Annotated in this window: 14 protein-coding genes; all 14 read right to left on the minus strand. The window is 66.2% G+C overall.

Annotation, left to right across the window (positions count from 1 at the left end):
• A partial coding sequence (locus V5A20_RS08995) for a DUF5686 and carboxypeptidase-like regulatory domain-containing protein (RefSeq protein WP_332327162.1) occupies positions 1–920 on the minus strand: 920 nt, incomplete at its 3' end.
• 57 nt (positions 921–977) lie between these two features.
• Positions 978–1,742, minus strand: a complete 765-nt coding sequence (locus V5A20_RS09000) for an ABC transporter ATP-binding protein (protein WP_332316086.1) — start codon at positions 1,740–1,742, stop codon at positions 978–980.
• A gap of 126 nt (positions 1,743–1,868) precedes the next feature.
• Positions 1,869–3,230, minus strand: coding sequence for an efflux RND transporter periplasmic adaptor subunit (locus V5A20_RS09005; RefSeq protein WP_332327164.1), 1,362 nt, complete (start codon positions 3,228–3,230; stop codon positions 1,869–1,871).
• A gap of 51 nt (positions 3,231–3,281) precedes the next feature.
• Positions 3,282–4,694, minus strand: a complete 1,413-nt coding sequence (locus V5A20_RS09010; protein ID WP_332327165.1) for a TolC family protein — start codon at positions 4,692–4,694, stop codon at positions 3,282–3,284.
• A 49-nt stretch (positions 4,695–4,743) separates the two neighbouring features.
• A complete protein-coding gene (locus V5A20_RS09015) occupies positions 4,744–5,964 on the minus strand; it encodes an ABC transporter permease (RefSeq protein WP_332316089.1) in 1,221 nt (406 codons plus the stop codon).
• 35 nt (positions 5,965–5,999) lie between these two features.
• A complete protein-coding gene (locus V5A20_RS09020; RefSeq protein ID WP_332327166.1) occupies positions 6,000–6,287 on the minus strand; it encodes a hypothetical protein in 288 nt (95 codons plus the stop codon).
• A 61-nt stretch (positions 6,288–6,348) separates the two neighbouring features.
• Positions 6,349–7,593 carry an ABC transporter permease gene (locus tag V5A20_RS09025; RefSeq protein ID WP_332327168.1) on the minus strand — a complete coding sequence of 415 codons (1,245 nt, stop codon included), beginning with the start codon at positions 7,591–7,593 and terminating at the stop codon, positions 6,349–6,351.
• Positions 7,594–7,749: 156 nt separating this feature from the next.
• Entirely contained in the window at positions 7,750–8,934 is a 1,185-nt protein-coding gene (locus V5A20_RS09030) for a hypothetical protein (RefSeq protein ID WP_332327170.1), read from the minus strand.
• A gap of 272 nt (positions 8,935–9,206) precedes the next feature.
• On the minus strand, positions 9,207–9,641 hold the full coding sequence (locus V5A20_RS09035; RefSeq protein WP_332316093.1) for a hypothetical protein: 435 nt from the start codon (positions 9,639–9,641) through the stop codon (positions 9,207–9,209).
• 176 nt (positions 9,642–9,817) lie between these two features.
• Complete coding sequence (locus V5A20_RS09040; RefSeq protein ID WP_332316094.1) at positions 9,818–10,183, minus strand: hypothetical protein; 366 nt, start codon at positions 10,181–10,183, stop codon at positions 9,818–9,820.
• A gap of 51 nt (positions 10,184–10,234) precedes the next feature.
• Positions 10,235–11,008 (minus strand): LytR/AlgR family response regulator transcription factor, encoded by a 774-nt coding sequence (locus V5A20_RS09045; RefSeq protein ID WP_332327171.1) that lies wholly within the window; start codon positions 11,006–11,008, stop codon positions 10,235–10,237.
• Between the two features lie 90 nt (positions 11,009–11,098).
• Complete coding sequence (locus tag V5A20_RS09050; RefSeq protein ID WP_332316096.1) at positions 11,099–12,370, minus strand: sensor histidine kinase; 1,272 nt, start codon at positions 12,368–12,370, stop codon at positions 11,099–11,101.
• Positions 12,371–13,056: 686 nt separating this feature from the next.
• The gene (dinB, locus tag V5A20_RS09055; protein ID WP_442978392.1) at positions 13,057–14,199 is read right to left on the minus strand and encodes a DNA polymerase IV; all 1,143 of its coding nucleotides are present in this window, start codon (positions 14,197–14,199) and stop codon (positions 13,057–13,059) included.
• 130 nt (positions 14,200–14,329) lie between these two features.
• The gene (locus V5A20_RS09060) at positions 14,330–15,406 is read right to left on the minus strand and encodes a DUF3667 domain-containing protein (RefSeq protein WP_332327172.1); all 1,077 of its coding nucleotides are present in this window, start codon (positions 15,404–15,406) and stop codon (positions 14,330–14,332) included.
• Between the last annotated feature and the right edge of the window lie 73 nt (positions 15,407–15,479).

Consider the following 15,479-nt stretch of genomic DNA (forward strand, 5'->3'; position numbering starts at 1 on the left):
TGCTGCTCGAAGGTGATATCGACCTCCTTTAGCACCCGCGACGTGCTCAGCGAGGGGGTGGGGCGGAGTTGGGCTTCGAGCAGGGCATAGGTGCTGTCAAGCACCGTCACGGTGCCCCGGAACGTGGACGAGAGGCGATTGGCCGGCTCCACCTCAATGCGGAAGGCCTGCCGTCCGTCAATGGCGCGCGTGGTGTCGAGCGTAAAGTCGTAGTAGTCGAGCGCGTCCGGGTGGGTGACGCCGACCATCTGATTTCCAAAGACCCCGACGTTGTCTTCGTACAGGTTAAGGACCGTCGCGGCGGCCGGGAGGGCCGACTCGGCAATGCCCTGCAGGTTGGCGGTGCCGCGCTGGGAGCGCACCACCTCTCGGGTGCCCCGCTCCGCGTCCCAGAACGCCGTGGTTTGGCTCTCGGCCACGGCGGCAATCGTCGTGTCGCTGGCCACCGTGAACCGGTTGTACGCCTCCACCGAATAGCTCTTGAGCGCCGGCCACCACTCCTGCTTGTTCTCAATCACGCGCCGCATGATCGTCTCGCCGGGATTCCCGGAGCCAGTCACCTGGACCTCTTCCATCTGCACGGTCGAGGGCGTCAGGCGAAATACCTGGCGGGACTCCGTATCGGCGGTAATGCGGCGCCGGACGGATTCGTAGCCGACGTAGCGCACGACGACGGTGACCGGCAGGCTGTCGAGCGCCAGGGTGTACTCCCCGTCCACGTTCGTGATGGTGCCCTGGTACGTGTCCGCGATGCGCAGATTGGCCTGGGGCAGGGGCTCGCCGGTCTCCGCGTCCACCACGCGGCCGCTCAGGGTAAAGGCAGTGGGGGCTTGTGCCTGCGCCGGCGCGGCCCCAATCGGCAGCAGCAACAGGAGAAACAGGCCGAGGACGAGGAGACGCGGGACGTTGCGTGGGGGCATGCCAGGAGGAAACCGTCTGTGGATGCGGCAGCGACGCGGCGACCCGGGTGTGTTGCCTTACCCGATTGAGATGTCCGCGTTCGCCAGGGCCGGCTCGTCCACAATCTCTTCGCGCTCCAACTTTCCGTCGCGGAGGTGAATGACGCGGCGGGCGTGGTGGGCAATCGGTTCCTCATGGGTCACCAGGAGAATCGTATTGCCCTGCCGGTGAAGTCCTTCCATGAGCTCCATGATTTCGTCACCGGTCTCCGTGTCGAGGTTGCCGGTCGGCTCGTCGGCCAGCAGGAGCGACGGGCGGTTCACGAGCGCGCGGGCCGTGGCCACGCGCTGGCGCTGCCCCCCGGACAGCTCGTTGGGGCGGTGGTCGAGCCGGTCGCCAAGCCCCACGCTGCGGAGCGCCTCCGCGGCCCGCTCGCGCCGCTCGCGCTTCGACATGCCCGCGTAGATGAGCGGCAGCTCGGCGTTGCGCAAACAGTCGACGCGCGGCAGCAGGTTGAACGTCTGAAAGACGAACCCGATCTCGTGGTTGCGGATCTCCGCGAGCTCGTCGTCGGAAAATGTGCTCACGTCTTCGCCCCGCAGGTGATAGGTGCCGCTCGTGGGCGTGTCGAGGCACCCGAGCATGTTCATGAACGTCGACTTGCCGGAGCCGGACGGCCCCATGACCGCCACGTAGTCGCCCTCTTCGATCGAGAGCGTGATCCCGTCGAGCGCCCACACCTCCTGGCTCCCCATCATGTACCGTTTCTTCAGTTCGTTGACTTCGATGAGGGCCCGGTCCGACGCGTTGGTCGGAGCCCCGTTGGTGGCGAGTGCTTCCATGGCGGTTGCGGGTGTGCTGTGAGCAAAACGGGTTGCGCAGATGTCGTCTGTCCGACCTCGGTCCTCCTCGACTGTAGAGCGGGAAATCTGGCGGGGCGACGCACCGGCGCCCCCGCCGGCGCCGTCCTACTGGGACATGGCGATGGTTTCGTCCGACTGGCTTTCCTCTTCGCCGGTCCGGATCTTCATCCCGGGCTCCAGCTCACGGCTGATGGCGCTGTACGGCCCAGTGATGACCGTCTCGCCGCCCTCCAGGCCCGCCCGAACTTCCATGTACGTGTCGTCGGCAATGCCGGTATTGACCTCCACCATCCGGGCCGAGTCGCCCTCCGCCACGAACACGACGCGGCGCAGGTCCTCCGCCTTCTCGTCCTGCGTGTCCGTGTCGGACGAGCCGCCGGAACGAGTCTCGGCGAAGTCGCGCACGGTGACGGCCTGGATGGGCACGGCCACCGCGTCCTCCGCGGTCTCGGTGTAGATGTCGACCGCCCCGCTCATCCCAGGACGGATCACGGCCGAGCGCTCGCCCGTCGGGGGCACTTCAGGACGCGCAATGGCCCCTTGCTCCCCACTCGTGAGGCCGGTATTGGGGTTGTTCAGCACGCGGATCGTCACAGGGAAATTGGTCACCTCGTTCTGGCTCCCTTCGTTCTGGATGCGGGCCGAGTTGGCGATTTCCGTGACGGCCCCCTGGAAGGAGCGGTCGGGATGCGCGTCGAACTCGATGGTGGCCGAGTCCTGCGACGCGACGTTCACCACGTCGCCCTCGTTGACGTCCACCTCCAGCTCCATCTGCCCGAGCCGCGACACCCGCATCATCTCGGTCCCGGCCCGCTGCTGGGTGCCCACCACGCGCTCCCCCTCTTCCACTTCCAGCCGTGTAATCGTGCCGGCCATCGGGGCGTAGATGCGCGTCTTCTGGAGCTGCTCGCGGGCATCCTGCAGATCCGCCCGTGCACTCTCGACCCGGAAGCGCGCCGCCTCCAGCTGGGCCACGGCCTGATCGTACGTGGACTTGGCGTCCTCGAAGTCGCTCGCCGAGACGACCTCTTTCTCGTACAATTTCTTCTGGCGGTCGTAGGTGCGGCGCGCCTGTACCGAGTCGGCCCGGCGCTGGGCGAGGGTGGCCTTCGCCTCCGACACCCCCGCCTGAGCCCGCTCCATACTCGCGCGGTAGTCCTCCGCCTTGAGTCGGGCCAGCAGATCGCCCTGCTGCACCACATCCCCCTCCTTCACCGGCAGCTCCACGATCTCGCCCGGCACGTCGGGGCTGATCTCGACCTCCACCTCGGGCTGGGCCCGGCCGAAGGCCGTGACCACCTGGGTGATGGTGCGGCGCTCCGCCTGCTCTGCCTCCACCTGGAGGCCCTGCTCTCCCCCGCCAAACCATCCCAGCTGCCACCCGAGTCCGCCGGCAGCCAGGAGAACAAGCAGCAGGCCGCCGCCTGCGTACAGCATCCGATTTGAGGTGCTCTGTGAGGAGGCCATGGCGAGGAAACCTGTGTTTTTTGAAGGGGCACGAAGAGGGGGTCGAAGGATCTACTGGTCGGCCGGGGCGCCGAGGAGCGGCGCGGAGGGCGAAAGCCGACCCACATTGTAGTCGATCCGCTTCTGTTGGAAAAAGAGTTCGTATCGGGCGCGCACCTGTTGGCTGGCCGCGTCGACGTAGTCGCGGAGGGCGTTCTGCAGCTCCACGATGTCCGCGGAGCCGAGTTCGTAGCGTTCCTGTGCGGCCGTGCGGGCCCGCTCGGCGGCCCGGAGGCGCTTGTTGGCGGCCTCCAGTTGCTGCACCGCGTTCTGGTAGTCGAGGTACGACTGCCGCACCTGCAGGGCAATCTCTTGTCGCTGGTCCTCGAGCTCATACTCGGCGTTCTGCGCCTGCACGCGGGCCTGCTCCACCTGATTGCTGCGCTGGAGCCGGTCAAAGACGGGAATGCTGATCGACAGGGAGAGGCCGCCGCCCCGATTCAGGTCCAGCTGGTTCATAAAGTCGTCGCTCACGTCCCCCCGCACTCCGCTGCTCGACCAGTCCGTTCCGTAGTTGCCCCCCAGCGACACGGTGGGATAGTACGAGGACCGCGCCGACCGGATGCCCTGCCGGGCCGCCCGCCGCTCGGCCTCCGCCACGCGCAGGTCCAGGCGCTTCTGGAAGGCCTCGTCGATCAGGGCAGACAGCTCATACTGGGTGGGCTCTGGGGCGTCCTCTTCCAGTCCGGGCACCTGAAAGTCGTAGGCCGCCCGGGGGTTGAGCTGGAGCGTCTGGATGAGCTGCGTCTGGCTGACCTCTCGCTCCCGCCGTCCCTGCAGAAGCTGCTGCTCGGCGTCGGCCAGGTCGGCCTCGGCGGTGAACAGGTCCGATTCGGGCCGCGAGCCGGCCTCTACAAACTCCTGGATCTGTTGCAGGCGCTTGCGCTGCGCCTCCACCTGCTCCCGCCGCACCCGCACGATCTCGCGACTCTCCACCAGGGAAATGAACTGATCCATCACGGTGAACACCACCTCCCGCTGCGTGCGCTTCAGGTTCGTCTGATCCGCTCCGGCCCGCTCACGGGCCTCTCGGAGCGAGGAGATGTTCTCAAACCCGTTGAAGAGCGTGACGCTCGACCGGCCACTCAGATTGAAGAAGTCGGTCGACTGCGTCGTGAAGTCTCCTGTCACCTGACTAAAGTTGCGCCCCACGCGGCGCGAGACGTCCGAATTGATGCTCAGGTCCGGCGCAAAGTCCATCCACTCGGACCGCACCTGCACGTTCGACTGCCGCGCCTGTGCCTGCGCCCGCTTGATGTTGGTGTTCTGGTCGAGGGCGGTGCGCACCGCCTCATCGAATGTGACGTTCGTGGTGTCTTGAGGCTGCTGGACCTGCGCGGTCGCCGGGGCCGCCCCAAACGCGAGGAGCACGGCGAGAAGGCTCAGCCCAGTTGCAGCGGGACGGAGGGGGCAGAATCGTTGCATGAGCGTCGTCGAGAACATGAGGAGAACACGAATGGCCGGTGCCGGCGCGCTATTCATATCGAAGGGACTCGATGGGATCGAGGCGGGCCGCCTTGTAGGCCGGATAGCCGCCGAAGACGATGGCCAGCAGGGTGACGCCCCCCACGGCAATGGCCGCCCACATCCACGGGAAGGAGGGGCTGATGTCCCAGTAGAGGGCCGCTAGGTTGCCGCCCAGCCCCCCAAGCACGATGCCGATGAGGCCCCCGATCTGGCACAAGATGATGGCCTCCAGCAGAAACTGGCCCAGGATGTTGCGCCACTTTGCCCCCACCGCCTTGCGGATGCCAATTTCTTTCGTCCGCTCGGTCACGGAGACGAGCATGATGTTCATGATGCCCACCCCGGCGGCCAGCAACGAGATGAGCCCCACGAGCGCCCCGCCCGTCGTGAGGGTGCTCGTAAACTGCCCGAACGTGCTGCGGAGGAAGTCGCTCGACTCGATGTTAAAGGTGCTTGGGGCGCCGGGCGCGACCTGCCGAATGACCCGCAGCTGGCTCCGCACCTCGTCTTCCGCGGCCGTGAGCTGGTCGGGCGAGGCGGCCCGGATGCGCGTGTCGTCCATGCTGCGGCCGCCGCTTCCGTACGCCCCTGCGAGGTGCGTGAGGGGGGCGTAGATCCGGGTGTTCGGGCTCCGAAAAAGCCCCGCCTTCTCGGCCAGGACCCCCACCACCTCCAGCCGCACCCGCCCGATTCGGACCTGCTGGCCGAGCGGACTGACGGCCGGAAAGAGCACGTCCGCCACCTCCGATCCGAGGAGGGCCACCGGGCGTCCATTCTGCACGTCCTGCTCCACGAAGGGGCGCCCCGCCCGCATCTCATAGCCGAAGTTGGAGATGAACGCCTCGTCGGTGCCGTAGAGCGACACGTTCGGGTTCGTCTCCTGGCGGTCCGACTGGGCCTTCACCCCGCCATCGAACCGTTCGCTCACGCTTACCGTCAGGTCGGTGCCCACCTGTTCCTTTAGGCGCAGGACCTGGTCGTGGGTGATGGGCGGATGATACCGGCCGGGCCCGTCGCCGCCGCCGTAGTCGTACCGCTCCACCGAGAACGTAGACGCCCCGAAGCCCTGGATCGAGCTCTTGAAGTACTGGTCGATCACGTCCACGGCCGTCACGGCGGCGATGACCGCAAAGACGCCGATCACGATCCCCAGCAGGGTGAGGGCGGAGCGCAATTTGTTGGCCCGGAGCGCCTGCAGGGCCTCCCGAACCGTCTCGAATCCGCTCATGGAAACAGCAGTCTCGTTCAGAAAATGCGGAGGCCCTACGCGGTCTGCACGTCCTGCACGACGACCCAACTCCGCGCCGCCACGAAGAGGACCGCGAGGCCGAGCCCCCCGCCCAGCGTGAGGAGCGGCGGCGCCCCGCCCCCCGCCGCCAGGGTGATCCCCCCAACCAACACAAGGGCCCCGCCCACATCGGACGATCCGTGTCGCCCCGCGGACCGCCCCACGAGGGCCTTCGTGCCGGCCCGGCCCCACCGCAACAAGAACACGAGCGGCATCAGCAGCCAGGGCTGAGTTGGGGCAGACGGAAGGCGGGCGTTACGCATGGGTCTCTGTGGTAGGTGAACGTTGAGCGTTGTGATCGCGTGTGGGCGCGGCAGCGGGCCGCTACTCGTACCGGAGCGCATCGATGGGGTCGGCCGTGGCGGCCTGCCAGGCCGGCGCGATGCCGAACAGAATGCCGACCCCGACGCAGATGGCGAAGGCCAAGCCCACCGTCTGGGCCGGAAGGGAGGCGTTGAGGCCCAGCGCGCTTACCCCCATCGTTCCGAGGGCGGAGAGCCCAAGCCCAAGCACGCCCCCGATCAGGCACACAATGACGGCCTCGACGAGAAACTGAAACAGAATGGTGCGCCGCTTGGCCCCTACCGCCTTGCGGATCCCAATTTCCTTCGTTCGCTCCCGCACCGACACGAACATGATGTTCATCACCCCAATCCCCCCGACCACCAGCGCGAGCCCGGTCAGGAACAGCCCCACCCCGTAGATGGCGATTCGCACGCTCGCAAAGCTGTCCATCACCTGCTGCTGGTCGTTGATCGCGAAATTGTCGTCCTCCCCCGGCCCCACGCCCCGGGCCGTCCGCACGATGCCGGTCAGCTCCTCCTCCGCCCGGTTCATTAGGGCCGAATTCCCAACCTTCGCCATGATGGTGACTCCCTCCTGACGGCTGACGCCGAAGACCTTGTCGTAGGTGCGAAACGGCATGAGAATGCGCTCGTCCGGCGAGCCGGGCCCCCCAAACATACTTTCCCCCTTCTCCGTCTGCACCCCCACCACCGTGCAGGGGACGCCCCCCATCTTGATTTCTTTGCCGAGCGGCGTGATGGCCGGGAAGAGCTCCTCGGCAATGGTGGCTCCAATCACGCAGACCTGCCGCCCCGCCCGCTCCTCAGACTGGGTGTAGAATCGCCCCTGACGGAGCTCCACGTTTCGGATGCGTCCGTACTGCGGCGGCGACCCCATGATCTCGGCCTCGATCTCCTGCCCGCGGTAGGTCGTCTGCCGGTCCGTGTCGATCATCGGCGCCGCGGTCTTGGCAAAACGTGAGCGCTCCTGGATGGTCTCGGCCAGGGCCGGCTGGATGGCCGGGCGATTGCGAAGGCGCCACCACTCCCGGTCGGCGTTTTGCCCCCACGGAAACTGGTCCACGTACAGCACGTCCGTCCCGAGCTGCGAGAGGGCCTTCTCGAACTCCTGATCCAGCCCGTTGATGACGGTCGCCATCAGCGTCACCGCCGCGATGCCGATGATGACCCCCAGCGTGGTGAGCGTCGACCGCAACTTGTTGGCCCAAATGGCCTGTCCGGCAATGCGGACCCCCTCCACAACTTCGAAGACGAAACGGCGCATGGACTCTCACGAGCGTTCAAAAAAATACGAAAGGGAGCCCGCTCTTTTTCTCCGGTCGCGTTTGACACAAGCGTGACGGGCCACCCGGCGCACAGGGTGCGGCCATCGTGAAGGTGCGTTTTCTTCCAACACCAATGGCCCCCACGTGATGCCGCCCTATCGATGAATCGCCCGGTTCGCCCGACGAATCGAAGCCACCGCCCCACGAGCGGGCGGCGCATCGCGATGTGCCCGGATCGTCTGCCGGAACTGCTCCCGGCCCACGACAAACTGCGCGTGCACGACCGGGCCGTCCCGATCAATGCTCACGTCGTCGAGCAGGGCCCGCAGGCCGCCGGTGTCCGGATCATCTCCGGACAGCCGCAGCGCCGCCATCACGCCCTTCGACACGTCGACGACATTGGCGGCACTGGTCTCGTCCCGCATCGTGAGGTACGCCTCCCCGTCCATGGACTCGGTGCTCAGGGTGATCGAGACCGCCTGCTCGCGCACCTGTCGACGAAGCCGCTCGAACCGGCTGTCGTCCGGGGCTTCAACCTCGAACGACGGCGGGTCGTCAAGGCCCAGCGTGCGGTCGGCCCACGCGCCGAGCATCCGCTGCAGCCCCGCCTTGTTGGGGGCGGGCGCCGCTGCGGTGTCCCCTCGTCCCGCCGCGGAGTCGCGGAGCGCGGTCTGCAGGACGTCGCGCCCCACGAGCCACGCGGTGCTGCCGTGGCCCACCCGCTCCACGAGCGTCATGTACGACTCGTTGCCGCGGAGGCCGGCTGCCTCGTCGTGATGCCGATCCACCATGGCCTCAACGCGCCCGGCCTCCGGCGCCACGGCAATGAGCCCGTCGCGCACGAACCCCATCGTGAGGGTGTCGGGGGCGGACGCGTCCTCCCCTTGCGTCCCAGCGGCAAGGTGGTAGACAGGCACTCCCCGGTAAGTCGTCGCGTCCCCTCCGTCCGGGACGCGGTCTAGGTACCGATCCATCTGGGCCGGGGCCAGGTCCGCAACCACCACCGCGCTAAACGACGAGGCGCGCCCCCCCGCCCCGTACACCGCCTTCAGATCGGTCTCCGGCTCCATGCCCGTCGCGTCGAGGAAGGTGCCAAGGCGGGTGCCCTCTGCCCCTCGACGCTGCTCGCGCAGGTCCATTTCGGTCCACGCCCCAAGCTGCCCCATCGCCGTTTCCAGATCGATCATGCCGGCGAAGCGGGGCGTCTCCGGAAGAAGGGCGGTCGCTTGTCGCGTCTGTGTCGGAATGCGGTCGGTGAGGCTCATATACGGCTCACAACCAGCGAGCCCCACGGCGGCGAGAAGAAGAAGGCCCCAGAGTGGCGGGCGACGAGCAGTCATAACGACTCGGGTCGGTCAGGAGACGAGAACGGCACGACGTGGTGCAATGTCGTGTCGTGCGTCCCCCCGTACGCCCTTTGCCCCCCTGTGATGCCGGGCCTGCGACGAACCGGCCGCGTGATGCGACGAATGCCCGAGCGGCGGCGATCGATGTGGCCGCTGCTCGCGTGTTCTCTTCGGCTCTTGGCCCAGACTGCCATGCATCCGTGCCGTCTTCGCCCGCCCAAGACCCTCCCCTGCACAGGACGCAGACCGAGCCCCAGACGGCGGCACTACGTCAGGGTGATATGCTTCTGCAGACGGTCGTCCGAGATGGAAAGCTGGCCTTCTTCGTTCACCTTCTCGTACAGCGTCTCGGAGCACACGCGGGTGCTCATCTCCTCGCACCAGCAGGCAAACTCGTACCCGACGGCCCCGTGGTCGTCCCCAAACGCCTCGAACTTGGCCGTCCGCAGGCTCTCTTCGGGGGACGTGCCGACGCCCCAGACAATGCCAGTCGTTCCGTCGAACGTCACCCAGTGGGCAGGCGTGGCGACGCGCTCAAACGTCTCAAGCTTCCCGCCCACGGCAGGGTCGTCTCGTTCGACCTCCCGAAATTCCGCGTCGGAGGGGCTCCAGACCAGGTCTTTGGGGGCAATCCTGCCCTCCGTTTTTTCAACGTAGCCGTTGGGAAAGCGGTCGGATTGCGTAGCGTGGGAATCAGCCATGACGTGTGCCTTTGACCTGAGCGGAACGGGGTGCGAATGGGCATTGTGGGCATATGCCCTTGGTTTAGTCAACACCGCCGGCCTTCGCGGATGGTTCACCCCGTCCCCCCCGCTCTACGCCCAAGCGGGCTCTTCCCACGACTTCGTTACGTGGGCGACTGGCGCCCAGGGCCTCCTCAGCCCCCTGCTAGGAACTCGCGTTCCAGGTCGCGAAGCTCGCCGAGCACCCTCTTTCGGTCGTCCACGTCGTCCAGATCGACCGTGCGGAGGTTCGTCGAGGCCGTGTGCACGTCGAGGGACGTTCCGTTCTCCGCCGTTACGATGAGCCCGAGCCGCAGGGGCGACTCAGCGTCGGTGGGGGCCTGTGCCTGCCGCACCCGCATCTCGCGGAGGGCGTCGCGGAGGGCCCGAAAGAGCCGCCGCGCCTCGGCCCCGTGCACCGAGGTCGGCAGGGCCGTATCCGTCAGGTCAAGGGGGGATCGGTTCGACCCGTCCACGGGGTGGGAGGATCGGCGCCCGACCACGGCGAGATGCGCGTTCATGGTGTCGCAAACGGTTGAAAGATGCGGAGAGAGTACGGCGGTTGTGTGTCTCTATCCCGTAGCGTCGAGCAGCGCGTCGATGTTGTCGCTGTAGCCGCGGCTCGTCTTCAGGGGCGTGCCGCTCGCCATGCGGAGCTGGTAGGTGCCGTGGTCGAGGGGCCGCAGCTCGTCGATGTACTCCACGTTTACGATGTAGGAGCGGTGAACGCGCAGGAACTGAGCGGAATCGAGTTGCTCCTCAAGCTTCTTCATTGTCTTCCGGACCAGGTGGGCGTCTTCTCCGTCGTGCAGGGCCACGTAGTCGCCCTCAGATTCGATCCACTGGACGTCCTCGGCGTCCACGAAATAGATGCGGTCGCGGCTCCGCACCGTGAAGCGCTCGATTCCGCCCTCTTGGTCCTCGTCTGCATACTCCCGCAGCACGCCCCGGAGTTGCCGGTTGAGCGTGTCCGCCTCCACCCGGCGAAGCTGCTGGCGCGCCCGCTCCAGCGCCTCCTCGAAGCGGGCCTCCTCGATCGGCTTGAGGAGATAGTCGAGCGCGTGCGCCTCGAAGGCCTCCAGCGCGTACTGGTCGTAGGCCGTCACGAAAATGGTGAGCGGCATCGCCTCTACCCCCACCTCACGCACGACTTCCAGCCCACTCATCTCGGGCATCTGCACGTCTAGAAACACAAGGTCGGGCTCCTGTCTCTTGATCTCCTGCACCGCCTCGCTCCCGTCGGCCGCCTCCCCCACGATGGTCACATCCTCAAGGGGCTCTGCAAGCTGCCGGACCCCAGTGCGGGCGAGCGGCTCGTCGTCGACAATGAGGGCACGAATGGACATGGGCCTGTGGGAGAAGACCTGTGGGAGAAGACCGGGAGTGCGTGAACAGTTGGGGGGATCATCCGACCCGCTTCCGGTGTGCACCCGGGGCTACTGGTCCGGGGCCGGAACCGCCGGGGCTTCTTGGTGCTCGTCGGCCGCGAGAAGCGGGTCTCGGGGGCTGCATGGAATGCAGATCGTGACGCGCGCCCCGCCCTCGGCGGCGGTGCCAAGCTTCAGAACGTGCGCCTCGCCGTAGAGCGTGTCGAGCCGGCGCTTCGTCGTGGAGAGGCCCACGCCCTCGCTCTCGTCCAGGATCACCGCGGGCGCCTCCGAGAAGCCCGGGCCGCTGTCGGCCACGGTGAGCTCGACGCCCTTCTGGCCGCGCGTCGTGGCCGGGCGGGCGGCCACCCGCACAACTCCCGCCTCGGCGTGCGGGGCGATGCCGTGACGGACCGCATTCTCGACCAGGGGCTGAAGCAACAGGTAGGGCACCGCCACCTCACTCACGGCCGGGTCGACGTCAATCTCGACCCGCAGGCGGTCCTCGAAGCGGATCTCTTCGATCTCAAGGTAGCGCTCGACCAGGTCAATCTCTTCCCGTAGCGGGACCGTCTGCACGTCCGCTCCCTGAAAGGTGGCTCGCAGCATGTCACTCAGCAGGCGGAGCGTGCGCCCTGCTTTCGCCGTCTCGCCCCCCCGCACCAGGACGGTGATTGCGTTGAGCGTGTTGAACAGGAAGTGCGGGTTCACTCGCATGCGCAGCGCCTGCAGCTGGGCCTGCGCCAGCTCGGCCCGAAGCGCCTGCGTCTGGGCCTCCTGTTGCCGGGAGCGCACAAAGTGCTCGTACGCAAAGCACAGCGCCGCCACGATGAAGTACGTAAAGTAGTCGGCGATGAAGCGTCGCACGAGAAAGACGGCGAGCCGCCATCCGCCGAGGCCGTAGGGGTCGACCGACTGGAAGTCGAACGACGTCGTGAAGTTGGGGTAGATGCCCTCGCGGGTCAGCGTGGCCACGGAAAAGATGCCCCGCTCGACGGCCACGTGGACCGCAGCGACGGGCACCCCAATCACGAGCATCCACCCCGCGCCGCGCTTCAGGCCGGCGCGCACGTCGGCCCAGCGGAAGAGCGCGAGCACGACAGGCAGGAGCAGGGCCCAGAGGTGCAGGCGCGTCCAGAGCCCCACGGCAAATGTAAAGAAGGCAAACGGCACGCGGCCCCACAGTTGCTGGCCCGGGGTGGCCCGGAACCACTCGACAAGCCAGGGCCCGGCCCCCTCGACAAGCAAAAGGGCCCCACACAGTGCCGCGGTGCCGTACTGGAGGTAGCGCCGCGTAAATCGGCGAAGGGCGGGCAGCTCTGAGGCGGCCGGCGCGGCCATGGCGGATCCCGGCGGGTGAGCGGCGTCTGGAGCGGATCTGCAGTCCGGAACTACGCTCACGTGGAGGCAGCTCCTGCGCGCGAACCTCTCGACGCATGGGGGACGAAGAGGCGGAGGGGGAGGGATTCGAGCCCCCGGGGCCTCGCGGCCCGCCGGTTTTCAAGACCGGTGCATTCGACCAGGCTCTGCCACCGAATCGGGAGTCCCTCCTTCACACAATCAACCTTGAGCAGCGCTGAGAGCACATTTTCTCCTCGCACAGAACGACGGAAGAATCTTCGTGACTGTTGCAGCCAGTCGATTTGCCCGTCTAAAAGGGGGAGTACTGCTCAATAACTGCTCACATATTGCACACGAGCACCACAACCCGCCGTTCCCGGAGATCCACGGGGGAGTGGAATGGGAGGCCACCGCAGTCCCGGAGTGGGCCGCGGAGCTGCGCCCACGGATCGGGTTTGGGCGTCACTTTACTACCGGTTTCCATCCGATCTCCCTTTTGTGTACCGGATCCGGCAATAAGTGATACACAAATCAGTTCCCCTTCAAGAGGCGATACACAAATCATGCTCCCGATTCGAGCGGTGTCAGGATAGAAGAACCTCTGCCAAGGCCAACAGAACGGCCTGCTGGAAAATGGAGCGCGGACTTCATGGAGCTACCAAGAGGTACGTCGGCGGTCTGCACCCTCACGTCTCGAAGTCCATTTCGAGCTGTCGCCCGTCTCTTCCCCTTTCCTCGGTCAAGGACGAGACGCTGATGCCGAGCAGGCGCACCGGCTCCTCCGGGGGATGCGGTCGGTCCAAGAGGCGCTCCACCAGGGTCATCAGCTCGTCTTCCGACCGAACGGGCCGCTCCAGGGTCGTCTGGCGCGTGGACACCTCGTGGTCGTGGCTTTTGAGCTTGAGGGTTACCGTTCGCCCGCGCTGATCGGCCTCCTGGAGCCGCTGTGACACCCGCTCTGCAATCGGGCGGAGTCGATGGAGCATGGCCTTCGGGTCGCTCAGGTCGTCGGAGAACGTCCGTTCGGCCCCCACAGACTTCCGCTCCCGATCGGGCCGCACGGGACGGTCGTCTTCGCCCACCGCGAGCTTCTTGAAGTGGCGCCCCCGCTTGCCGAAGTGGTGGACAAGGGTTCGCTCGTCGGCGTCTTGCAGGTCTGCCCCCGTCTCGATCCCAAGGTCCTGCATCTTCTCGGTGGTTACGGGACCAATCCCGTGAAACTCTTCCACCGCAAGGTGGGAAATGAAGTCCAGCTGCTCTTCCGGCTCGATCACGGTAAGGCCGTCGGGCTTGTCCCGATCGGACGCCACCTTCGCAACGAACTTGCTGGACCCAACCCCCGCCGATGCGGTCAGGCCCGTCTCTTCGTGGATCTCCTGCCGAATGCGCTTTGCGAGGAGCGTCCCGGAAGGCGGTCCCTTCTTCGGCTCGGTTACGTCCAGGTAGGCCTCGTCCAGTGACAGCGGCTCGACGAGATCCGTGTACCGGTGGAGAATCTCTCGTATGTGCTCTGACTCTTCCCCGTAGACGTCCATGCGGGGGGAGACGAAGATGAGGTCGGGGCACTTCCGCTCCGCTTCCACCGCAGGCTGGGCAGAGTGCACGCCGTACGGGCGCGCCTCGTAACTGGCCGTCTGCACCACGCCTCGCGGAGGCGTCCCTCCAACCGCAATCGGCTCTCCTGCATACTGCTCCGGAAAGTCTCGCTGCTCGATTGAGGCGTAGAAGGCGTCCATGTCCACATGAACGATGCGGCGGGGTGCTCCCGCACCAACCCCGTTGTCGGATCTTCTGCCTTGAATATCGCCCGTCGAGCCTTGGCCACTCATTCGTTTTGGGTGGTAAACGGTAGCTCTGGGCGCTGATCAACGTACTCACGTAAGCTTCGGAGCCCAGTTCATCCCCTCTCAGCTAGCCACTGGCCTCCTCCTCCCACAAGGTACTTCCACCGCAAGATAGCTACCCGCGCCGGTAGTACAGTTCAAGACCGAGGTGCAGGAGAAGAGGGACCACGCAGAGGGCCACTGCCGGGAGGATCCCAATCGCCACCGCCGTCGCGTCCCCCGAGGAGAACTCAAACTCTCCTCCCATCGACATTCCGCCTTCGAGTTGGCCAAAAATCATCCAGGTGACGTATCCGCTGATCACTATCCCTATGACAAGCATCTGCTCAAGAGCAGCCCAGCCGAGGGCAAACAGGCCCTTCGCCCCACCCCACCATCCACCGCCGAAGGTGGAAACGGTGGCAATCACGACGTAGACGGTCGTGACAACGACCGAGGCGTTCGTTGGAAGTCCCGCCGATGGACCGACGTTCAGGTATCGGATCGGCACATACAGCACCTCGGCGGCAGTTTCCAGAAAGACCGTGTGCGCGACGACAAACGCCGAAAAGGCCACCGCCTGGGGGAGCCGATCGAACTGGCCTCGAAACAGCCGCCATATTGTAAGGCCGAGCAGGACCGTGAGCAGTAGATTCGTCGTGATGAGAAACCACTGTGACTCAAGAACGAGATCTGCCATCGACACCACCAGCGGCTGGATCTCACTTGTCGTCTCGGGAGACGCCTCCTGCGCCCCACTTGCCGCGAATCCCGCGGATACTCGCTCGTCGTAGGGCGTTCTCATTCCGAGCCAGGTGAAGACCTGCTTGGTCCCGAACGCCACCACGATCGCGGCAAGCAGATAGCGCCCAGGGTGCATGAGCCGCTGGCGCGCCCCACCCAGATAAGAGGCCAGGGCTCGCCCGGGATGGACACTCAAGGCCCGCATGGTCGCCCACAGGCCGCCCTCAATGTCGACCAGCTCGCGGAAGAAAACACTGAGGACCTCAAGGACTGACCCTGGGGGATCCGCTTCCTGCCCACAGCTCGGGCAGTAGTTTCCAACAAATCGCCGCCCGCAATTCGAACACTCGGCGGTCTCGACGAGCGGCGGGGAGGCCTCGGAGGGCTCCGGTTCAGAGGACCCTGACCTGGGGGGCTCTGGGGGACTTCCGTCTCCGGATACGTCGTTCTGCTCGGAGGACTCTGCCATCACATGCGGAGCAGTGGAGAATTAGGGGCCACTACATCGCCTGTAAGGAGACGGGTCGGCCTGGATCCAAGCA

It is taken from the genome of Salinibacter sp. (assembly GCF_036626415.1).
Classification (GTDB): domain Bacteria; phylum Bacteroidota; class Rhodothermia; order Rhodothermales; family Salinibacteraceae; genus Salinibacter.